This is a genomic window from Chitinophaga lutea (assembly GCF_003813775.1).
In the GTDB taxonomy this organism is placed as follows: Bacteria; Bacteroidota; Bacteroidia; order Chitinophagales; family Chitinophagaceae; genus Chitinophaga; species Chitinophaga lutea.
The window spans coordinates 2,067,879-2,088,155 of the sequence record NZ_RPDH01000001.1 but is presented as its reverse complement, the minus strand read 5'-3'; the positions used below and the strand labels follow the sequence as shown (position 1 = coordinate 2,088,155).

17 protein-coding genes are annotated in these 20,277 nt (G+C 54.7%); 10 read left to right on the top strand and 7 right to left on the bottom strand.

Going from position 1 to position 20,277, the window contains the following annotated elements; all coding sequences use genetic code 11:
• Positions 1-3 precede the first annotated feature (3 nt).
• The 3 genes from EGT74_RS08350 to EGT74_RS08340 form a co-directional block, all read right to left on the bottom strand.
• On the bottom strand, positions 4-561 hold the full coding sequence (locus EGT74_RS08350) for a gliding motility lipoprotein GldH (RefSeq protein WP_158618057.1): 558 nt from the start codon (positions 559-561) through the stop codon (positions 4-6).
• A gap of 341 nt (positions 562-902) precedes the next feature.
• On the bottom strand, positions 903-1,778 hold the full coding sequence (locus EGT74_RS08345; RefSeq protein ID WP_123846049.1) for a YicC/YloC family endoribonuclease: 876 nt from the start codon (positions 1,776-1,778) through the stop codon (positions 903-905).
• Positions 1,779-1,858: 80 nt separating this feature from the next.
• Positions 1,859-2,425 (bottom strand): pseudouridine synthase, encoded by a 567-nt coding sequence (locus EGT74_RS08340; RefSeq protein WP_246008153.1) that lies wholly within the window; start codon positions 2,423-2,425, stop codon positions 1,859-1,861.
• 202 nt (positions 2,426-2,627) lie between these two features.
• On the opposite strand from EGT74_RS08340, the gene EGT74_RS08335 reads away from it, so the two are divergent.
• The 3 genes from EGT74_RS08335 to EGT74_RS08325 all read left to right on the top strand — a co-directional run bounded on the left by EGT74_RS08335 (position 2,628) and on the right by EGT74_RS08325 (position 5,310).
• A complete protein-coding gene (locus EGT74_RS08335; RefSeq protein ID WP_246008152.1) occupies positions 2,628-3,224 on the top strand; it encodes a Crp/Fnr family transcriptional regulator in 597 nt (198 codons plus the stop codon).
• Between the two features lie 410 nt (positions 3,225-3,634).
• On the top strand, positions 3,635-4,576 hold the full coding sequence (locus EGT74_RS08330) for a UDP-3-O-(3-hydroxymyristoyl)glucosamine N-acyltransferase (RefSeq protein WP_123846046.1): 942 nt from the start codon (positions 3,635-3,637) through the stop codon (positions 4,574-4,576).
• An 11-nt stretch (positions 4,577-4,587) separates the two neighbouring features.
• A complete protein-coding gene (locus EGT74_RS08325) occupies positions 4,588-5,310 on the top strand; it encodes a hypothetical protein (RefSeq protein ID WP_123846045.1) in 723 nt (240 codons plus the stop codon).
• Here EGT74_RS08325 and EGT74_RS08320 read toward each other — a convergent pair.
• From EGT74_RS08320 to pheS, 3 genes are read right to left on the bottom strand one after another with little or no spacing between them, the layout of a single operon-like run.
• Positions 5,307-6,296 carry an NAD-dependent epimerase/dehydratase family protein gene (locus tag EGT74_RS08320; protein WP_123846044.1) on the bottom strand — a complete coding sequence of 330 codons (990 nt, stop codon included), beginning with the start codon at positions 6,294-6,296 and terminating at the stop codon, positions 5,307-5,309. The genes EGT74_RS08325 and EGT74_RS08320 overlap by 4 nt on opposite strands.
• Positions 6,297-6,329: 33 nt before the next feature.
• Positions 6,330-7,175 (bottom strand): 3-hydroxyacyl-CoA dehydrogenase family protein, encoded by an 846-nt coding sequence (locus EGT74_RS08315; RefSeq protein ID WP_123846043.1) that lies wholly within the window; start codon positions 7,173-7,175, stop codon positions 6,330-6,332.
• A 30-nt stretch (positions 7,176-7,205) separates the two neighbouring features.
• A complete protein-coding gene (gene pheS, locus EGT74_RS08310; protein WP_123846042.1) occupies positions 7,206-8,234 on the bottom strand; it encodes a phenylalanine--tRNA ligase subunit alpha in 1,029 nt (342 codons plus the stop codon).
• A 63-nt stretch (positions 8,235-8,297) separates the two neighbouring features.
• Between pheS and EGT74_RS08305 the strand changes: the two genes are divergently transcribed.
• Both EGT74_RS08305 and EGT74_RS08300 read left to right on the top strand, forming a co-directional pair.
• Positions 8,298-9,581 carry a histidine kinase gene (locus EGT74_RS08305; protein WP_123846041.1) on the top strand — a complete coding sequence of 428 codons (1,284 nt, stop codon included), beginning with the start codon at positions 8,298-8,300 and terminating at the stop codon, positions 9,579-9,581.
• 52 nt (positions 9,582-9,633) lie between these two features.
• The gene (locus EGT74_RS08300) at positions 9,634-10,092 is read left to right on the top strand and encodes a hypothetical protein (protein WP_123846040.1); all 459 of its coding nucleotides are present in this window, start codon (positions 9,634-9,636) and stop codon (positions 10,090-10,092) included.
• A 273-nt stretch (positions 10,093-10,365) separates the two neighbouring features.
• Here the strand turns inward: EGT74_RS08300 and purU are convergent, their stop codons facing one another.
• The gene (gene purU / locus EGT74_RS08295) at positions 10,366-11,193 is read right to left on the bottom strand and encodes a formyltetrahydrofolate deformylase (RefSeq protein WP_123846039.1); all 828 of its coding nucleotides are present in this window, start codon (positions 11,191-11,193) and stop codon (positions 10,366-10,368) included.
• A 123-nt stretch (positions 11,194-11,316) separates the two neighbouring features.
• On the opposite strand from purU, the gene EGT74_RS08290 reads away from it, so the two are divergent.
• The 5 genes from EGT74_RS08290 (at position 11,317) to EGT74_RS08270 (ending at position 20,135) form a co-directional block, all read left to right on the top strand.
• Positions 11,317-11,883, top strand: coding sequence for an RNA polymerase sigma-70 factor (locus tag EGT74_RS08290; protein WP_123846038.1), 567 nt, complete (start codon positions 11,317-11,319; stop codon positions 11,881-11,883).
• Between the two features lie 192 nt (positions 11,884-12,075).
• Entirely contained in the window at positions 12,076-13,203 is a 1,128-nt protein-coding gene (locus tag EGT74_RS08285; RefSeq protein ID WP_123846037.1) for a FecR family protein, read from the top strand.
• 249 nt (positions 13,204-13,452) lie between these two features.
• Positions 13,453-16,857 carry a TonB-dependent receptor gene (locus tag EGT74_RS08280; RefSeq protein ID WP_158618056.1) on the top strand — a complete coding sequence of 1,135 codons (3,405 nt, stop codon included), beginning with the start codon at positions 13,453-13,455 and terminating at the stop codon, positions 16,855-16,857.
• A 17-nt stretch (positions 16,858-16,874) separates the two neighbouring features.
• The gene (locus EGT74_RS08275) at positions 16,875-18,659 is read left to right on the top strand and encodes a RagB/SusD family nutrient uptake outer membrane protein (RefSeq protein WP_123846035.1); all 1,785 of its coding nucleotides are present in this window, start codon (positions 16,875-16,877) and stop codon (positions 18,657-18,659) included.
• Between the two features lie 63 nt (positions 18,660-18,722).
• A complete protein-coding gene (locus EGT74_RS08270) occupies positions 18,723-20,135 on the top strand; it encodes an arylsulfatase (RefSeq protein ID WP_123846034.1) in 1,413 nt (470 codons plus the stop codon).
• Positions 20,136-20,277: the final 142 nt, after the last annotated feature.

Below are 20,277 nucleotides of genomic sequence, written 5' to 3'. Positions count from 1 at the left end.
GTTCTATTTCCGCGGTGCGCCCTTTTCGATGCGCAGGCCCACGCTCAGGATGTCCGGCAGGGGATTCTGGCGCATGTTCTGCTCAAAGGTAAAGCGGTACCGGCCGGGTTTGCTGAAAATGGCGTTTTGCTGGATGGGGATGCGGTGCTCGAATATATCGTCCTTGCCGGTCACAACGATGCCGTTCACGCCGCTGCCTGTCCATTTGCCGTAGGTGTCCGCCAGGGGCAATTCCACCCGGCGTGTGGTGCCGATGCTGTCTCCCGGCGCTTGTGTGTTGATCAGCAGCCAGAGATTGCTGTAAGGGTAAGCGTCGGTATGCCGTACGTTGACGTACATGTTAAAATAATACGCCGTATCCTCGGGCGCCAGCTCCAGTTCAAAAAAAGGCTTGTCGTTCACCGCCCAGTCAGACCGGCTGATATCGCGGTTTTTCTCGAATGTATCCATCCTGGGCGGCTTGCATGCAAGGGCGAGCATGCCCAGAAGGGCGCAGGTGAAACCAAGTTTCATCACGTTTCTATTGTCTTTTTTAAAGGGCTGATGGAATATAGATTGCATCAGTAGTCTTTTGTCTTTAATCAGGCCGATGAAACATACATGCATCAGCGATCTTTGTTTGTATGGGTCTGATGGAACATACGTTTCATCAGTGATCTTTGTTTTGTACAGGTCTGATGGAACATGCGTTTCATCAGTGAATCCGTCTGTTATAAAGAAGCTGGCGGAATATTTCACCAGTGATCCTGTCTTTTCAAGCGGCTGATGGCATGCTCATCGCATCAGGCGTTTTTATGATCTTTTTCAGAGGTCCGGCAGCCGCGCTTAACCGGCAGTTTCGCGGGAAGGCCTCAGCGGTCCTTTTGTTGCCGCCGCCGGCTGTATTATCGGCACATCCTTCTTTACAGTACGTTCAGCACCTGCTCTTTCGCCTTTTCCAGTTCGTCTTTCATCATCACTACCCATTGCTGGATGCCGGCATCGTTCGCTTTGGAGCCGGTGGTGTTGATTTCGCGGCCGATCTCCTGCAGCACGAAGCCCAGTTTCTTGCCTTTGGCGGCGTCCGTTTCGGCGAGGATGTCTTTAAAGTACCGGCAGTGGTTCTGCAGGCGGATGAGTTCTTCCGAAATGTCGAGTTTTTCCAGGTAGAAGATCAGTTCCTGTTCCATGCGGTTGCCGTCCACGTTTTCTTTGCCTACGTATTCGGCCAGCAGGGTTTCGAGGCGGGTGCGCACTTTGTCTTTCCGCAGCGGGTCCAGTTCCTTCACCTTCTCGGTATACAGCAGGATATTGTCGATGCGGAGCAGCAGGTCTTTTTCCAGCATGGTGCCTTCGTCTACCCGGTGAGCATCCATTTCGGCGATGGCGGCGCGGATGATCTTTTCCACTTCCAGCCACTCGGACTCTTCCATTTGTTCGGAGGCGGGCGTTACCACTTCCGGCAGTTTCATCAGCACGTTGAGCATATCTTCCTGCGGCAGCGAAAGGTCGGTGGCCATGGCCGTGATAGCCTGGTGATAATACCGGGCCAGCTCCGTGTTGATCACCACGGGGCGGGTTGCGCCGTTTTGTTTGATGTTGATGGTGGCATCCAGCGTTCCGCGCTGCAGCTCCTGCTGCAACAGGTTCCGGATGTCGAATTCATAGGGCTTCAGAAGAGGGGACATTTTAAGGTTGACCTCAAACTGTTTCCCATTCAGCGACTTGATTTCCGCGAGAATGGTTGTTTCCCCCCGGGTAACTTCCGCACGGCCGAAGCCGGTCATGGATTTGAGCATATTATCTGTTTAGTGTGACAAACCTAATTAAATTAAGCCATATTTCGGATTGGGAACCAGGCAATTTGGAGGGACGGGCGCTATTTGAAGAGGGCTTTATAGATTTCGGCCTGCTTCATCTCCACCAGGTCGCCTGGCTGCATCCCTTCCACATCCAGTTTTTCTATCCGGTAACGGATGAGCCTCAACGTGGGGAAACCAACGGCGGCGGTCATTTTACGGACCTGGCGGTTTTTCCCTTCCCGCAGTATCAGCCGGAGCCAGGGGGCCGGAATGTGTTTGCGGAAACGGATGGGCGGGTTCCGTTCCGGTACAAACGGCGGTTCGGGGAAGATGGCCGCATCGCAACCCCGCGTACGGTACGGTTTGCCGTCTACGTTGATCTCCACCCCCTCGTGCAGCCTGCGGATGGCTTCGTTGGTAACGGCGCCATCTACCTGCACCCAATACTCCCTTTCATGCCCGAACCGGGGGCTCAGCAGCCGGTGGTTCAGCGATTTGTCGTTGGTGAGGATCAGCAGGCCCTCGCTGTCGTAGTCCAGCCGCCCCACCGGGTACACATCTTTCGGCACGTTGAAGAAGTCGGATAAAACTGCTTTGTCGCCTTCTTTCCCGAAGCGGGTCAATACCTCATAAGGCTTATACACAACAAAATAGTGGAGGCTCACTGCTACTTACTTTGGTTAAGGGACTGTAAATTAGTAATTTTGGCCCATCCTTGGAGGTTTTATGGCGCATGATATGTTAAGCGATCACACAGAATGCCGGTTTTGCAACAAGTATCCCGGAGAGGTTTTTTCGGCTGCATCACCGGCTCACATAGCCGAAATTGCCAACGTCAAACAATGCATGATCTACAAAAAGGGACAGGTGATCTTCCAGGAAGGCGCGCATCCTTATGGTATCTACTGCATCAATACGGGGAAGGTAAAACTTTCGCACAGCGGCGACGAAGGCAGGGAGCAGATCATCCGCCTCGTCAAACCCGGCGATCTCATCGGTTATAAAGCCCTCATTAGCAACGAACCATATACGGCCACCGCCACCGTGCTGGAAGACAGTGCGGTATGTTTCATCCCCCGCGATGTGTTTTTACAGATACTGCAGAAAGACAACGCGCTTTCCCTCAAGATGATGCAGATACTTACCAGCGAACTGAGAAGGGCTGAACTGAAAATAACCCATCTAGCCCAGAAACCGGTAAGGGAACGCCTCGCCGAAACCCTCCTGACGCTCAAGGAAACATACGGTGTGGAAGACGACGGGCAAACCATCAACGTAACCCTTTCCCGCGAAGAAATCGCCAACCTCGTAGGCACCGCAACGGAGTCTGCCATCCGCCTGCTCTCCGAGTTCAGGAAAGAAAAAGTGATCGATCTGCCCGGTAAAAAGATCAGGATACTGCAATTACAGAAGCTCATCAACATGGCGAACCTGCAGGATTAGGATAACCCGCCCGCCCGAAGCATCCTTTTTAAAATTTTTTAAGTTCAAAAAGGTCCCGGAAGCATCAAAACGAAGGAAAAATGAAAAACCGCGGCTCCCTGTTCCGGGTCGCGTAAGGGCATCTGAGCAGGCATCCGGCAACGCTGCTTTTTTAACATCACAAAAACATGATCGGCTGAAACGCTTTGCCCGTGCAGGATGCAGAGGCAATAAAAAAAGTCTGACCGTGAGAACAATCAGACTTTCTTGTTATGTGAATGGGTTAGTAAGTACAGGGAAACAAATTTCCCTACACAATATTAAAAAGAATTTCATCACAAAAGAAAAATTTTACAAGAAATTTTATTCACAAGCAAAAAAAAATTGTGGATAACGCCCCCTAACTTTGCTCTCACTTTAACGAAGTTCATATGAAGTTTGATTCACCGATTGCGGTAAAAGAAATAGCGGCGCTGATCGGCGCGGAACTGGAAGGCAATGATGCGCTCATGGCTACCGGTATCAACGAGATACACAAGGTAGAGCAGGGCGACATCACCTTTGTAGATTTTGAGAAGTATTACAACGCCAGCCTTCATTCAGCAGCCAGCATCATCATCATCAACAAGAAGGTGGAAGCGCCCGCGGGGAAAGCCCTGCTGGTGATCAGCGACCCCTTCAGCGCTTACGTCAGCCTGGTGAAACGTTACCGGCCTTTCGTACCCGCCACTACGCCCATCAGCGATACGGCAGTGGTAGGTGAAGGCACCGTTCTGTTCCCCCAGGTATTCGTCGGGCATCACGTCCGCATCGGGAAAAACTGCGTTATTCATCCCAACGTCACCATCTACGACCATACCGTTATCGGCGACAATGTGATCATCCATGCCGGAACGGTGCTCGGGGCAGATGCCTTTTATTTCAAGAGAAGAGCTGACCGGGAAGTGATGTACGACAAACTGGAGAGCTGCGGCAGGGTGATCATCGAAAGCGATGTGGAAATAGGCGCGGGCTGCACCATCGACAAAGGTGTGAGCGGCGACACCATCATCGGGCGCGGCACCAAGTTCGACAACATGGTGCACATCGGGCACGGCGCGGTGATCGGCCGCAACTGCCTGTTCGCCGCACAGGTTGGCATCGGTGGCAAGGTGAAGGTGGAAGATAACGTGATCATCTGGGGACAGGTGGGCGTGAACAAAGACCTGACCATCGGCAAGGGCGCCGTTATTCTCGGACAGAGCGGCGTGGGCAGCTCCATCGAAGGAGGCAAAACCTATTTCGGCTCGCCCGTGGAAGAAGCCCGCGAAAAGAAAAAAGAACTGGCCTGGATAAAACGCATTCCTGAAATGTGGACCCGGCTGAACAGCTAGATCAATTACCTATGGCAACAAAGATTGTAACCGGCGTCGTAGCCTTCGGGATGTTACTGACCGCCTGCACCGCACCCAAACCGGCAGTGGTGAAAAAAGACCCCGGCCTCTACATCCAGCCGCACGAAGTGGCGGTGAAAGTGAAAGACGGCTGGCTCACCGCCAAAACCATCACGCTCGGGGATTATGTCACCAGTTCCCGCACCAATGGCGTGGCGGCGAACACACCGCCCAAACAATGGAGAAACGTGTCTGACGCTTTTTATTTCACGGTGAAAACCGCCAGCGAGCAGTTTCCCGTGCAGGTATTGAGCACGCCCCGCATCACGTTTTCGAACCGTCCCTTACCGGCCTATCTGAACAGTTTAACGGGCGATGCGCCGCTTTGGTACACAACCCTCGGCGCCGTCAGTTCCGCGCCTTTAAAAAGCTGGGAATTCATCCTGAAACGCAACCTTTCTTTTCTTGAGCTGAACGACAATAAACCTGTGGGCGTTTTACGCTCCGCCACCGACGAAGTGCGGGTATCGGCGCATAACCGGTACGGCACCCGCAACAGCTACGAGAAGGTATGTTACGAGTTCCAGCTGAAGGGCATCCCCGTGGCGGCCGTGATACCCGGAGAAACGCCGCAGGTGTGGATACATGAAAAAGCCGATGCCGCCATGCGGCAAACACTGGCCGGCGCCATGCTGGCTTTGATATTTAATGATAAACTGGGAGAAAGGCGTTAGTTCGCCTGCCGTTGTTTGTCGGCGAGGAAGGCCGCGGAGATTTCCCGCACGGTATCTTCCAGCGGGCGGAAGCGGAAACCGGGCAGCGCTTCCTGTATGCGGCCCGCATCGTAGTACACCTTGAGTTGTGCGGTGCGGGCTGTTTCTTTTGTAATAAGGGGACGTTTGCCGGTGAACCAGCTTTTGATTTTAGCCGCGCGCCATACCAGTTCCGCCATCCAGGGTTTGGCGGCGATGTGCGGGGGCTTTTTCCCCATCGCTTCGGCCATTACGGCGAACAGCCGGCGGTAAGGCCAGTTGTCGGCATTCAGCACAAAACGTTCCGCAGCGATGTGGCTGTCCATCAGCCGCGTCATCACCTGCACCACATCCTTTACATCCACAAACCCGTTGATGCCTTCGGTATAATAAGGGAATTCTTTCCAGGCGTTTTTCAGCAGCATGCCCGAGCCGTCGTGCCAGAACCCGGTGCCGAGAATGATGGAAGGGTTCACGATCACGGCATTGAGCCCTTCGGCGATGCCGCGCCAGATTTCCATTTCACTGAGATGTTTGCTGATGGCGTAGTACGAGTTGTTGGTGCTTTCTTCCCAGGGAGATTTTTCCGTGATGGCGGCCTGTTCTCTCGCGCGGCCGAGGGCAGCCACGGAGCTGACATGCACCAGTTTCCGGACACCGGCATCGAGCGCCAGGTTCACCACGTTGGCCGTGCCTTCCACGTTCACTTTCATCATCTGCACCCTTCTGTCGGGGTGGAAAGACACCACCGCCGCGCAATGATATACCTGCTCCACACCCTGCATCGCATCTTCGAGCGTCCCTACGTCGAGCACATCGCCCTGCACCCATTCGATACTGTTTTTGACGGCATCCAGCTGTTCCGGGATGTGCTGGCGGTAAAGGGCTCGCACGGGCTTGCCGGCCTTCACGAGGGCCTGCAATAAGTAGCTGCCTAAAAAACCAGTACCACCGGTAACAAGGATCATGGTGTTTTGAAAGTTGGTGAACGCAAATGTAAATCAATAGTTGTAAAAACCTTTGCCGGTTTTACGGCCCAGTTCACCCCTGGCAACTTTATCGGCCTGCAGGGGCGACGGGCGGAAGCGGGGGGCGTGTTGAAAAGCTTCATACAGCGAAGTGGTGACGGCATAGTTGATGTCGTTCCCGATCAGGTCCATCAGTGCAAACGGGCCGAGTTTGAAGCCCGCGGCTTCGAGCAGGGCGTCGGTAGTGGCAAGGTCGGCCACTCCTTCTGCGGCGATCTGCATCGCTTCGAGGTAATAGTGACGGGCCACGCGGTTCACGATAAAACCAGGGGCGTCTTTCACGCGCACGGGCTGCTTGCCCATCTCCTGCGTAAGATGGATCAGGTCGGCAAACGCCTCATCGCTGGTTTGCGGGCCGCGTACCACTTCCACCAGCCGCATGAGATGGGCGGGGTTGAAGAAGTGCATGCCGGCCACACGCTCCGGGTGAGGAACGCCTGCCGCGATGGCGGCGATGGAAAGGGACGACGTATTGGTGGCGAATATCGTACGGGAACCGTTGAAGGTGGCGAGGTTGGTAAAAAGGGCGGTTTTGGCGGGCAGCTGTTCCACGATGGCCTCGATGATCACATCCGCCACGCAGGCATCCGGTGTATTGACCGGTTGCAGGAGCTGCAGTGCGGCGGCCATTTTTTCGGGCGTGCTCTTCCCTTTGTCCACCGCCTGTTGCAGGCTCTGGCGTATCATCTCCATGCCCCTGGCAAGTGCTTCGGGGCTGGCGTCGAACAACAGCGTGCGGAACCCGGCGGAAGCGGCCACCTGTGCAATACCGGCGCCCATGGTGCCGGCTCCGCATACAGCAATTGTTTGTATATCCATGAAATCGGATTGGGAAGCAAATGTATTGTGCTACACGGTACCCTGGAACTGCTTCAGGAAGCGGGCGTCGTTTTCAGAGAACAGGCGCAGGTCTTTGATCTGGTACTTGAGCATGGTAAGCCTTTCTATGCCCATACCGAAAGCAAAGCCGGTGTATTTACCGGAATCGATGCCGCAGTTTTCCAGTACCTGCGGATGCACCATGCCGCAGCCGAGTATCTCTACCCAGCCGGTATGTTTGCACACGTTACAGCCTTCGCCGCCGCAGATCAGGCACGAAATATCCATTTCGGCGCTGGGCTCGGTGAACGGGAAGAAGGAGGGACGGAAGCGGACTTTGAAGTTTTCGCCGAAGAACTCCTGCACAAAGTAGTACAGGGTCTGTTTCAGGTCTGCAAACGATACGTTTTCAGCGATATAGAGCCCTTCGATCTGGTGAAAGAAGCAGTGGGCACGGGCGCTGATCGTTTCGTTGCGGTACACGCGGCCGGGGCAGATGATGCGGATGGGCAGTTTGCCTTCTTCCATCGCCCTTACCTGCACGGAAGAGGTGTGGGTGCGGAGCAGCCAGTCGGGATTGTTATGCACGTAAAACGTATCCTGCATGTCGCGGGCGGGATGGTTTTCGGCCAGGTTGAGCGCGGTAAAGTTGTGCCAGTCGTTTTCGATTTCGGGGCCTTCGGCGATGGTGAAGCCGAGGCGCTCGAAAATACGGATGGCCTTGTTACGCACCAGGCTGATGGGATGGCGGGTGCCCAGGCGGTGCGGTTCGCCGGGCAGCGTCAGATCCAGCTGGCCGGTAGCGCCCGCAGCCTCGTCTTTCAGCTGCTGAAATGCTTCATACCGGCTTTCTGCCAATACTTTGAAGGCGTTCAGCACCTGTCCGAACTCCTTTTTCTGCTCGTTCGGCACGTTTTTCATTTCCCCGAACAGGGATTTCACCAGGCCTTTGGTTCCCAGGAATCTGATACGGTACTGCTCGAGCTCTTCCGCGTTTTTCGGCTGGAAGGCGGCAATTTCCTGTTTGTATGCTTCTATTTGCTGCACAATCTGCTCCATCCAACAAAGATAACGCCCTGTGAAGAAAAATGAGTAATTTTTGGAGGAAATTAGGGCTTCTTCATGCCGGGCATAGCATATATCCTTATCATAACGCTGCTGGCGCTGGTTTCAGCAGTGCTCTACCGTAAAATGGTATTGTACCGCCGCCAATACAAAGCGGAGGCCACCCTGAATTATTTCACCACTTCCCTGTTCGGTAAAAATACGGTGGACGACATTCTCTGGGATGTGGCCAAAAACTGCATTTCCCGGCTGCACCTGGAAGATTGTGTGATTTACCTCCTCGACGAAGAGCGCCGTGTACTGGTGCAAAAAGCGGCTTTCGGCCCTAAAAACCCGGTGCGCTTTGAAATCCGCGATCCGATCGAGATACCGGTCGGGAGGGGCATCGTCGGTTCCGTTGCTTTCCACGGCAAACCGGAACTCGTGCCCGACACCAGCCGCGATGCCCGTTATATCGTTGACGACGAAAGGCGCTTTTCGGAACTGGCCGTGCCTATCATCCTGCATCATAAAGTAATCGGGGTGATCGACTCCGAGCATTCCCGCAAAAACTTCTACACCGCCGGTCATTTATACCTGCTGGAAAAGATCGCCTCCATCTGCTCGTCCAAGATCAGCCGCACCCTCATGGAAGAACAGGCCCGGCAACAGGAACAGGAAGTACAGCTGCTGCACAAACAACTGGCCGAATTCCGCCTCGTGACCCTCAAGAGCCAGATGAACCCGCACTTTCTCTTCAACTGCCTCAACGGCATCTATCACTGCATTTTATCGGCGGATGTGGACAAGGCGGCGGACTATGTATCCAACTTCGCCCGGCTACTGCGCATGGTGCTGATGCATTCGGAAAAGAACTTCATCAGTCTTCGCGAGGAAGTGGACCTGCTGGGGCACTACCTGAAAATAGAATCCCTCCGCAGCGACAAACCTTTCGAGTTCAGCCTGCTCATCGATGAGGGGATTAACCCCGATGAATATTTTGTGCCCGGCATGCTGATACAGCCCTTCCTCGAAAATGCCATCTGGCATGGCCTGATGCATAAGGAAGGCCATCGCCGGCTGCAGATCCACTGGCGGCGCCTGAAAGAAAAAGTACTGGTCTGTGAAATCATCGACAATGGTGTGGGGCGCGCGGAATCGGCGCGCCACCGCCCTGGCAAACATGCTTCCAAAGGCATGGGGCTTTGTATGGAAAGGGTGGAGCTGTATAAAGTATTGTTCAATACCACCTTCACCATCCGCGTAACCGACCTGTACGACGAGGACGGCGCTCCCCAGGGCACCAAAGTGAATATTGCCTTCGAGATCGCCCCGGGCATGGGCATCGCACACCTGGGATAAAAAGATTTATGGAAAAGAACGGCGGCTGCATCTCTGTAAAAAATCCGATGTTATGAAAAAACACACCTCTTGGTTGTTGGCCGCCTGTTTGCTGGCGGGCAACGCCGCGTACGCGCAGGAGAAGGCCAGGGAGCCTGTAAAACCCACACCGCCGTTGATCAAAGAGGATGCTTCTCCTTCCGCCAAACAAGGAAAAACAACCATACTGAAAACTGAACCTGCCGTTACAAAAGATGAGCCAGCTCAACCCGGCTATAAGATCAGGCTGGGCGACCTGAAGCCCTCCACGCGGGAAAAGATCCTGCGGGACGGTAGTTATAAAAACCTGACCCGCGAGGAAATGGAAGAGGTAAGGAGCGTGGTAAAACCGGCGCTCCGGGAAGGGGATGTTCCCCCACCTCCGCCGCCCGTGATCAAAAAAGATGTACCTCCACCGCCGCCGCCGAAGGTTGAAAAGGCAAAAAAAACGGGGCCACCTCCACCACCAGTTCCTCCCGCTAAACAACGTTAAACAGAACCGTCCCAAAAGTAACCGATGATTGTACGTTACTTTTGAGACGGTCGCGTGCCTTTATATAAGTCCCTGCGAGTGCGTTCCGCATCCCGGGATACGGCTTAACGCGTTGAGTTAATTCATCTATTCCTGTACAGCCACCGCATGTACTATCCTGTGAACCCGGCCGACAGCGATACCGATGTGTTGCACTGGCTCCAATCTTTACCCGGATCAGAATTTCCACAATTGATGGGGCTTTCGCACCTCTTTTTCCTTCCCTGCTTTCTGTTACTCAAACACCACGGTTTTATTCCTGTACACAAACACCCGGTCGCTGAACACCAGCCGCAGCGCCCTGGCAAGCACGGAGGTTTCGATTTCCTGCCCGGCCTTCATCATGTCGCCGGCGGTATAGGAATGGTTGACCGGGATTACCTGCTGCGCGATAATGGGCCCTTCATCCAGTTCATTGGTCACAAAATGCGAAGTGGCGCCGATCAGTTTCACACCACGCTCGAAGGCCTGTCGGTAAGGATGGGCGCCCGCGAAGGCGGGTAAAAAAGAATGGTGGATGTTGATGATCCGCATGGGGTACGCCGCTACAAAAGCAGGGCTCAGGATGCGCATGAATTTCGCCAGCACGATGTAGTCGGGCTCGCAGGCATCGATGTGCGCGCGGATAGCGGATTCCAGTGCATCTTTACTGACCCCTTCGTGCGACACGAAATGAAACGGCACGCCGAACCGGTCGCAGATGTCCTGCAGCACGGCATGGTTGCCGATCACGCACTGCACCGTGGCGCCCAGCGTTTTGAACTGGTGACGCACGAGTATATCGGCCAGGCAATGGTACTCCTTGGTCACCATCACCACGATTTTTTTCTCAGGCCGGGGATTGATGGCAATCAGCGCATCGTCCGGCAATACTTTCCGGATCTCCTGCTCCAGGGCAACGGGCTCCGTTTCGTTTTCCGTTTCTATGCGGATATAAAAACGGTTCTCCACTTTGTCTACATGTTCGCGAAGGGAAACGATGTTCAGCTTCGCCCGGGCCATGATGCCGGAGATGTCTGCGACGAGACCGATCCGGTCTTTCGATTGAATAAGGGCAACCATACGACAATGTAATCAGAAATTATGTAATATCATTGCGCCGGCCCGTGAACAGCGTGTTAAGCGCCGGGGGATATTTTAATTTGTCTCCCGAATTCAATACATTGCGCCTATCTGAGCTCAGGGATGAAGGCGTTTTCCATCTATACGGACAGTGAACTGGTGGACCTGCTGAACGCAGGCAACCGCGCGGCTTTCGATGAAATCTATCATCGGCACTGGAAGTCGTTGTACCGCACCGCCTACCGCGTTTTAAAAGACGAAGGGGCCTGCCTCGACTTGTTGCAGGACATATTCATCTGGCTCTGGGAGCACCGGGGCCACCTGGAAGTGCGGGTCCTGCATGCCTATCTTTCCATGGCGGTTAAATACAAAGTGGCCAATTACATCCGCCAGCTCAAAGTGCGCCCCTCATTGTTCGAGGAAGTGGAAAAACTCGAAATCCCGGATACGGCCACCATTTCCGCCCTCGCGCTGAACGAGCTTAAAACTATCATCGCCGCCTTTACCGAAGAACTGCCGGAGCGCTGCCGGCAGGTGTTTTATCTCAGCCGCATCGAATACCTCTCCAACAAAGAAATCGCGGCCCGGCTCGGCGTATCCGAAAAAACCGTGGAAAACCAGCTCACCATCGCCCTCAAAAAACTCCGGCTCAAGCTCGGTAGCCTCCATTTGTGGATGTTTTTCCTGTGATGTTGAAGGGAAGGCTCTTTTTGTACACACATCATCTCCTTTATGCATCCACACTTCCCGCAAACATCCGTCTCTCCCCCAGGCGGGCCTGGCAGGAGCGACGCCCTGTGAGGAAGACCGCTGAAAAATATTTTCCTGCCCTTTGGGGGAACCCACCGTCCCGCGTGCCTATTACTATACAAGCATGTATTTATGCGCAAAGAAGAATTTATCGCCCTGTCAGCCAAAATCAGTGATGGTAGTGCCACCGAACAGGAAATCGCCCTGTACAACGCGTACTACGACGAACTGATGAAAAACAACCACCCGGATGCCGCCGCGTACCCGGACGACCGTGTTTTGCTCGACAGGATACATGCGTCCATCGATGAGCGAAAAGGGAAAGTGAGGCCCATGGGCCGCTGGATTAAAGTGGCCGCAGCCGTGGTGTTGGTCGCCTCACTGGGCGGCTGGCTGCTCTCCAACCGGCAGACCGCGAAACAGCCTGCGGTTCAGGCGGTTAAAGTGCAGGACGCCCCTCCCGGCGGTAATAAAGCATATCTCACCCTGGCCGACGGCAGCAAAATTGCCGTAGACGACGCCTCACAGGGGCAACTAGCCACTCAGGGAAAAATCAAAGTCTCCAAGTCCGCCACCGGCGAACTGATATACGAAGCGGATACCACGGCATCACCGGATGCTACTCTTTCTTACAATACGCTGACCACCCCGCGGGGCGGACAATTCCGCCTCCTGCTGCCCGACGGCAGCCGGGTGTGGCTGAATGCAGAATCTTCGCTGCGGTTTCCCACGTCGTTTGCAGGCCATGAAAGGCTCGTGGAGCTGACGGGCGAAGGATACTTCGAAGTGGCGAAAAACGCGAAACAGCCCTTTGTGGTGGCTACTGCCGCGCAACGGGTAACGGTGCTGGGCACCCATTTCAATGTGCAGGCATATGGAGACCAGTCCCATACCAGCACCACGCTGCTGGAAGGGAGTGTGCAGGTAAGCGGCAAAGCCGGCCGGAGCCTGCTGGCGCCCGGAGAACAATGCCGCCTCAATGGACAAACGGGCAGCATGCAAAAGCTGCAGGTCGATACCGAAGAAGCGGTGGCCTGGAAAAACGGGTACTTCATTTTCAATGAAACCTACCTGGTGGACGTGCTCCGCCAGCTGGGCCGCTGGTACAATGTGGAAGCGGATTTCGCGCATTTGCCTGCCATCCGGTACAACGGCACCATCCCGCGGAACGTACCGCTGTCCAAAGCCATTGAGATGCTGGAAATCACGGGTAACCTGCGGTTCGAAACAGATGGAAAAACAATCAGGATCAAAAAATAAAAATGTCGCCTATGTAACAACGACAACCAGCATACAAACAACCAGAATCATAAGAAAAGGTAACCGGCTACGCGGCCACGTAACCGGTTGTGCCAGGTAAGCGTCAATTACCAAAGAGCTTTCAGTAATTCAATCACCAGTACCTAACACAACAAATGTATGAATTTGAACATTCATCACAGGGGGATCTTTTGCCCGGCCACGTACCGGCGCCCCCGTTCCCGCCACGCGTTAAAACTGTTATTAACAATGAAGCTGACCATCCTGTTGCTGACGGTGGTCTTTATGCAGGCAGCCAATGCCGCATTTTCGCAACAGATCACCATCCATGTGGAAAATGCATCGCTCAAGTCGGTACTGTCCACTATCAAAAAACAATCGGGTTACCGCGTGCTGTACAGCACGGAGGTATTGGAGAAATCCTTACCGGTTTCCCTGCAACTGAAGAATGCCACGCTCGAGCAGGTGCTGGCGCAGGCTTTCCGCTTGCAGCCGCTGACCTATAAGGTGGAGAACGGCACTATCCTCATCGGGGTGAAACCACAGACCCCGGTATTCACCGAAATGCCCGTGCTGAAAGAGATCACCGTAAAAGGCACGGTGACCAGCGAAAAAGGGGAGCCCATTCCCGGCGCGGCCATCATCGAAAAAGGTACACAAAACGGCACTGTCACGGATGCAACAGGCCAATACACCATCCGCCTGAAAAGTGACACAGCCACGTTGATTGTCCGGTCGATGGGGTTTGCCACACAGGAAATCAAAGTGACCGGCCCGGTGCTGAACATCTCCCTGAAAGACGATAACGCCGCGCTCAGCGAGGTGGTAGTAGTGGGTTTCGGCATGCAGAAAAAAGCCAACCTCACCGGCGCCGTGAGCTCGGTGAATATGGAAGACGTGCTGGGCAACCGGCCGGTGAGCGGAACGGCGCAGGCGCTCCAGGGCGTGGTGCCGGGTTTGCAGATCACCTATGGGTCCGGCCAGCCGGGCGCGGCCACCTCGGTCAACATCCGGGGCATCAACTCCCTCAACGGCGGGTCACCGCTGGTATTGGTGGATAACGTACCCATGAACATCGACGACGTGAACCCCCGCGATATCGAAAACATCTCCGTGCTGAAAGATGCGGCCGCAGCCTCCATCTATGGGGCACGGGCCGCCTTCGGCGTGATACTCATCACCACCAAAAAAGGCAAAAAGAACCAGCCCACCCGCTTCAACTATGCCAATAACTTCACCTGGAGCAAACCGATTTCTTTGCCGGAGAAGGCTTCCCCGCTGGAGTTTGTACGGGCGTTGAAAGATTTCGGCTCGGCAACCTACTGGTCCGGCCAGAACGTCAACACCTGGCTCGGGCTGATGGAAGAATATCAGCAGAACCCGGGGAAATATCCGGAGGGTGCGGCTGTGGTGAACGGCCTGCGGTACCCGCTGGCGGAGCGCGATCTGTACAGCACCCTCTTTACAGGCGGGTTTGAACAGATGCACAACTTCGCTTTCTACGGCGGTTCGGAAAAAACGACGTACCGCGTGTCTGGCGGCTATACGGGGGAAGACGGTATTATGGTCACCAACAAAGACCGGTATGCCCGCTATAACGTGAACGCCTTGCTGAGCACCGAGTTGGCTAAAAACCTCAACGCCAGCGTGAACGTGTTTTATAAAAACGATGTGCGGTATACGCCTTCCACGTTAGCCGGGCTCTTTTATAACGCCATCACTTATCCTTCGTATGTTGAAACCGGCTATGGCACCACACCCAATGGCGTCAGGCTCCCTTACAACACGCCTAACAACGTAGTGAGAACGGAGCCCGCCAACAAGGACTTCCGCGATAACCTCCGCCTCTTCGGCAAGCTGGAATACAGTCCCCTCAAGGATTTGAAAATTACCGGGGAATATACCTTCACGAAAAACAACGGCAACAGCCAGAACATCCTGGATAAAAACGAGTACATCAACGCGGTGACGTTCGACCGGCAGTTCCTCAATAACAGCACCAGCTATACGCGGGCAAACGGGCAGCTGAACTACCACGCGCTGAACCTGTACCTTAACTATGCCAAGGACTTCGGTGATCACCACTTCAAATTACTGGTGGGCACCAACCAGGAAAGCAGCAAAGCGGATACATTCAATCTCTCCCGCCTCGACCTGCTCAGCTCACAGGTGCCCTCGTTTGTGACGAGCACCGGTACGGCAGGTGGCTACGACGGGTTTTCGGAATTCGCCATTTCCGGTTATTTCGGGCGGCTGAACTATGACTATAAGGGCAAATACCTGCTGGAGGTCAACGGCCGCTTCGACGGTTCTTCGCGTTTCCCGCCCGGCAACCGCTTCGGGTTTTTCCCCTCCGTATCGGCTGGCTGGAACGTTGCCGAAGAGCCCTTTATGCGGAGCATCAATAAGACGCTGTCGCAATTAAAACTCAGGGGATCGTTCGGTGAAATCGGTAACCAGGTGGTGGCTTTTGAAGGCATCAGCAGTTTTTACCCGTACATTCCGGGGCTTTCTCCTTACAACGCCTCATGGGTAAATCCCGCCACCAACATCCGCTACCTGACGCTCACGCCGCCTGCGCTGGTGAGCACCAGCTTTACATGGGAAACCGTGCAGTCGCTTAACGTGGGCGTTGATGTAGGCCTGTTTAAAAACAAACTCTTCCTCACTTTCGACTGGTACAAACGCAATACGCTCGACATGCTGGCGCCCGGTGCGGCCCTGCCTGATGTACTCGGTGCGGAGGCGCCCCTGCAGAACGTGGCCGACCTGCAGACAAAAGGCTGGGAGCTGGAGGTGAGCTATAAGGACAATGCCGGCGACTTTTCTTACGGCGTGGGCTTCAACCTGTCAGACAACCGCACGTTCATCACCAAATTCGACAACCCCGCCGGCCTGCTTTCCCAGCATTACGTGGGCAAGGAAATGGGTGAGATATGGGGCTATGTGACGAAAGGATATTTTACGGTGGATGATTTCGCCGCCGGTTCGCTCAATCCCAATTTGCAGGGAGGCACGCTGAAGTCCGGCGTTGCGCCGTACAAAGGTGTTCCGCAGAACCCGGGTGATATCCGCTACGAAGACCTCAATGGCGACGGCGTGATTTTTTCCGGGAACAATACCCTGACCGACCCCGGCGACCGCCGTATCATCGGCAACAGCAACCGCCGGTACCAGTTCGGGATGTTCGGGAATGCATCTTGGAAGAATTTTGATCTGTCGTTTTTCCTGCAGGGCGTGGGCAAGCGCGACCTCTGGCTGAGCAACCAGTTGTACTGGCCTTACCAGAACCAGTTCGGCACTGTGTACAAACACAACCTCGATTACTGGACGGCCGCTAACCCCAACGGGTTTTATCCGCGCGTATATCCCGATGCCGGCGGCAATACCGGCACCAGCCGCATGCAGCAGACGAAGTACCTGTCCAACGGCGCATACCTCCGCGTGAAAAATATCACCATCGGGTATAACCTGCCGAAAGCACGGCTGCAGCGCATCCGGGTAGACAATGTGCGTTTCTTCGCCAGCGGCGAAAATATGTTCACCTTCACCAGCCTGCCGAAAGGAATGGAGTCCGACGCCACTAACTACGGCGAAGGCGGTATTTACCCGTTCCTGAAAAAATTCAGTCTCGGTGCAAACATTTCTTTCTAAATCCAAACAGCCGCAACATGAAATTTGCCAAACATATCATTACCTACTGCAGCTGCCTGATGCTGCTGCAAAGCTGCAGCCAGAAAGAGTTTCTGGATCTCCAGCCGAAAGACAAGCTGACCGTGGGGACTACCTTCACGAAATACGACAACATAAAAACGTACGCCTGGCAGTTCTATGAAGCATTCCCCGGGTATAACGAAGCCGTGCCGAACCAGGAATTTAACAGCGATCTGTTCCTGAACGCGAACCCTAACGCGGAGTCGCTCTGGATATGGCAGCGCATGACCATTCCCAGCAGCAGCGATGATTACAAAGCGCCTTACGCCAATATCCGCGCCGTGAATATCATGCTCGACAATCTCGATAACGCCACCATCACCCAGGAAGAAAAAGACCACTGGCGCAGTGTGGGGTATTTTTTCAGGGCGTTCAACTTTTATAACCTGGTGAACAAATACGGCGATGTGATCTGGGTGGAGAAGGCGCTTGCGGACGCGGACAAGGAGGTGCTGTACGGCAAAAGAACGCCCCGCAACGAAGTAACTTCCAAGCTCCTCGAACAGCTGCAATGGGCGGAAGCGCATATCAAACCCGCCGGTGACGGCGCCAACACCATCAACGTGCATGTGGTGCGTGCGTTCCTGGCGCGGTTCGGCCTGATGGAAGGCACCTGGCGCAAATATCACAACCTCGGCGATCCGCAGCCGTTCCTGCGCGCGAGCGCCGATGCCGCCGCGAAGCTGGTAGCGGCTTTCCCCACGCTCCACCCCAATTACGACGAAGAGTTCAACAGCGAGTCGCTCGCCAATGTGCCCGGCATTTTGCTGTACAAACAATACGAACTGAACCAGGTGACGCACGTACTGGCCAGTCGTGGTCGTAACTCGGCCGGCAGATGGGATTTGACGAAGAAGGCGGCGGACATGTACCTGCTGAAAGACGGGCAGACCCGCTGGACGAGCCCGCAGTTTGCCGGCGACAAATCCCCCTACACCGAATACCGCAACCGCGACAAACGCCTCTATTTCACGACGCCGCCGCCGTTCAGGGTGACGGTGAACCATCCCAGCCAGACGTTTACCTACACCGGCAACGCGGCCGACAGGGAGTACATCGACGTAATGGCCGGTATTTCCAACGACAAGCTGAAAACCTTGCCAACGCTGAACTGGCAGGGCCTGGTGGTGCGGGAGGAGCCGCATTACGTGGATTATAACCAGGGCCAGCCGTTCAACGTAACGTATACCGGTTACCGTTTTTACAAGTTCAGTAACAAGATCCTCCGCGTGCAGAACACGGATATCAACGACGCACCCATTTTCCGGATGGCCGAAGTGCTGGTGAATTATGCCGAAGCGAAATACGAACTGGGCGAATTCAACCAGGTGATTGCCGACCAGACGATCAATAAACTTCGTGCCAGGGGCGGTGTGGCGCCGCTGAACCTCGCGGCCATCCCGGCAGACCCGACGCGTGATGCGGCGGTTGCACCCCAGCTTTGGGAAATCAGGCGTGAAAGGGCCATCGAACTGATGGGCGAAGGCTTCCGCTTCGACGATCTCCGCCGCTGGAAGAAAATGGAATACGCCGTGCAGCGCAAGCTGGGCAGATGGATCAAAAAAGGAACGGACGTACCGGCCAACAGCATCATTCCCATCGAGAACGGCGCTGCGGAAGGGTACATCGCTTATGAAGGCGTGCCCCCCGGTCCCTTCCCTGAATATTATTACCTGCACCCGCTTCCTTCCAACCAGACGGTGATGAACCCGAACCTCGGGCAGAACCCCGGCTGGAAATAACATGATTCTCAAACCGGCCGGCTGTAATTAGGAATAGCCGGCCTTTTTTATATTTTTATCCGTATGAAAAAACAATGGCTACTCGCCGGGATGTTGTTGATCTCATCTTTCGGCATGGCGCAGCAAAAGCCCAACATTGTACTGATACTGGCAGACGACCTGGGTTATGGCGACCTCGGGGCATACGGCCAGCAGAAGATCAAAACACCCAACATCGACCGCCTGGCCCGTAACGGCATGCGGTTCACGTCTTTTTACGCGGGCACCTCCGTATGCGCGCCTTCGCGCTCGTCGCTGATGACGGGGCAGCATACCGGCCATACTTATGTACGCGGCAATAAAGAAATACAGCCCGAAGGGCAGGAGCCGCTGGCCGACTCCGTGCAAACGCTGGCGCAGCTGCTGAAGGCGGCGGGTTATGCCACCGGCGCTTTCGGTAAGTGGGGCCTCGGCATGGTGGGCACTTCCGGTGCGCCCGATAGGAAAGGATTCGATACGTTTTTCGGCTACAATTGCCAGCGGCAGTCGCACCGGTATTACCCTACGCACCTGTGGAGCAACGAACAGAAAATCATCCTCGAAGGCAACGACCTCACGCACAAAGCGGAGTATGCACCGGAGCTGATACAGGAACAGGCGCTGGCTTTTATCGATAAAAACAAAAACAAACCATTTTTCCTGTTCATTCCCACCGTGCTTCCCCACGCAGAATTGCAGGGCCCTGAAGATGAGTTTTACCGGCAGTATGAAAACAGTTTTGAAGAAAAACCACACCGCGGTAATGGTTATGGCCCGGGCGCAACGGTAGGCGGTTATGCTTCCGTGGAGAAACCGCGCGCCACGTTCGCGGCCATGGTAGCCAGGATGGACGCACAGGTGGGCCAGATCATCGACCGGCTGACGAAGCTCGGCCTCATGGATAACACGCTGATTATTTTTACCAGCGATAACGGCCCGCATAAAGAAGGCGGCGCCGACCCGGCGTTCTTCAACAGCTCCGGTGGCTTCCGCGGTGTGAAGCGCGACCTGTATGAAGGCGGCATCAGAACGCCGTTCATCGTACAATGGAAAGGAAAAGTAAAAGCAGGAACTACGTCGGCATTCGCCGGCGCTTTCTGGGACATTCTGCCCACCCTCACCGACATTACCGGTGCAGAGAAAGCAAGATATACCGATGGGGTTTCTTTCCTGCCCACGCTCACCGGCAAAGGCAAACAGCTGCAGCACGATTACCTGTACTGGGAATTCCATGAAGACGGCGGCCGCCAGGCCGTCAGGATGGGGAATTGGAAGGGTGTGCGCCAGCAGGTGAAAAAGAATGCAGACGGGCCGGTTGAATTGTATAACCTGGCCAAAGACCCGAAAGAACAACAGAACGTGGCCGCCGCGAATCCCGCGATCGTAAAAAAGATGCAGCAATACATGGCCGAAGCGCATGTGGAATCGCCCATATTCCCGTTAACGGGCGCCCGGTAATTATAACACCGGTTCCGGCGGAAATGGCGGAGCCGGTGTTATGCCATCGTTTGCAAGGTAATATAGATGTAGAATTGGTGAAAATATGATCACCGGCCAATGGCTTTTTATTACTAATATTACGAGTCTGTATGTAGGTAGC

What these genes read in the sequence shown, in the direction of transcription:
- EGT74_RS08350 (WP_158618057.1), bottom strand. Translation starts at nt 561, where the DNA reads ATGCAATCTATATTCCATCAGCCCTTTAAAAAAGACAATAGAAACGTG.
- EGT74_RS08345 (WP_123846049.1), bottom strand. Translation starts at nt 1,778, where the DNA reads ATGCTCAAATCCATGACCGGCTTCGGCCGTGCGGAAGTTACCCGGGGG.
- EGT74_RS08335 (WP_246008152.1), top strand. Translation starts at nt 2,628, where the DNA reads ATGATCTACAAAAAGGGACAGGTGATCTTCCAGGAAGGCGCGCATCCT.
- EGT74_RS08330 (WP_123846046.1), top strand. Translation starts at nt 3,635, where the DNA reads ATGAAGTTTGATTCACCGATTGCGGTAAAAGAAATAGCGGCGCTGATC.
- EGT74_RS08325 (WP_123846045.1), top strand. Translation starts at nt 4,588, where the DNA reads ATGGCAACAAAGATTGTAACCGGCGTCGTAGCCTTCGGGATGTTACTG.
- EGT74_RS08320 (WP_123846044.1), bottom strand. Translation starts at nt 6,296, where the DNA reads ATGATCCTTGTTACCGGTGGTACTGGTTTTTTAGGCAGCTACTTATTG.
- EGT74_RS08315 (WP_123846043.1), bottom strand. Translation starts at nt 7,175, where the DNA reads ATGGATATACAAACAATTGCTGTATGCGGAGCCGGCACCATGGGCGCC.
- pheS (WP_123846042.1), bottom strand. Translation starts at nt 8,234, where the DNA reads ATGGAGCAGATTGTGCAGCAAATAGAAGCATACAAACAGGAAATTGCC.
- EGT74_RS08305 (WP_123846041.1), top strand. Translation starts at nt 8,298, where the DNA reads ATGCCGGGCATAGCATATATCCTTATCATAACGCTGCTGGCGCTGGTT.
- EGT74_RS08300 (WP_123846040.1), top strand. Translation starts at nt 9,634, where the DNA reads ATGAAAAAACACACCTCTTGGTTGTTGGCCGCCTGTTTGCTGGCGGGC.
- purU (WP_123846039.1), bottom strand. Translation starts at nt 11,193, where the DNA reads ATGGTTGCCCTTATTCAATCGAAAGACCGGATCGGTCTCGTCGCAGAC.
- EGT74_RS08290 (WP_123846038.1), top strand. Translation starts at nt 11,317, where the DNA reads ATGAAGGCGTTTTCCATCTATACGGACAGTGAACTGGTGGACCTGCTG.
- EGT74_RS08285 (WP_123846037.1), top strand. Translation starts at nt 12,076, where the DNA reads ATGCGCAAAGAAGAATTTATCGCCCTGTCAGCCAAAATCAGTGATGGT.
- EGT74_RS08280 (WP_158618056.1), top strand. Translation starts at nt 13,453, where the DNA reads ATGAAGCTGACCATCCTGTTGCTGACGGTGGTCTTTATGCAGGCAGCC.
- EGT74_RS08275 (WP_123846035.1), top strand. Translation starts at nt 16,875, where the DNA reads ATGAAATTTGCCAAACATATCATTACCTACTGCAGCTGCCTGATGCTG.
- EGT74_RS08270 (WP_123846034.1), top strand. Translation starts at nt 18,723, where the DNA reads ATGAAAAAACAATGGCTACTCGCCGGGATGTTGTTGATCTCATCTTTC.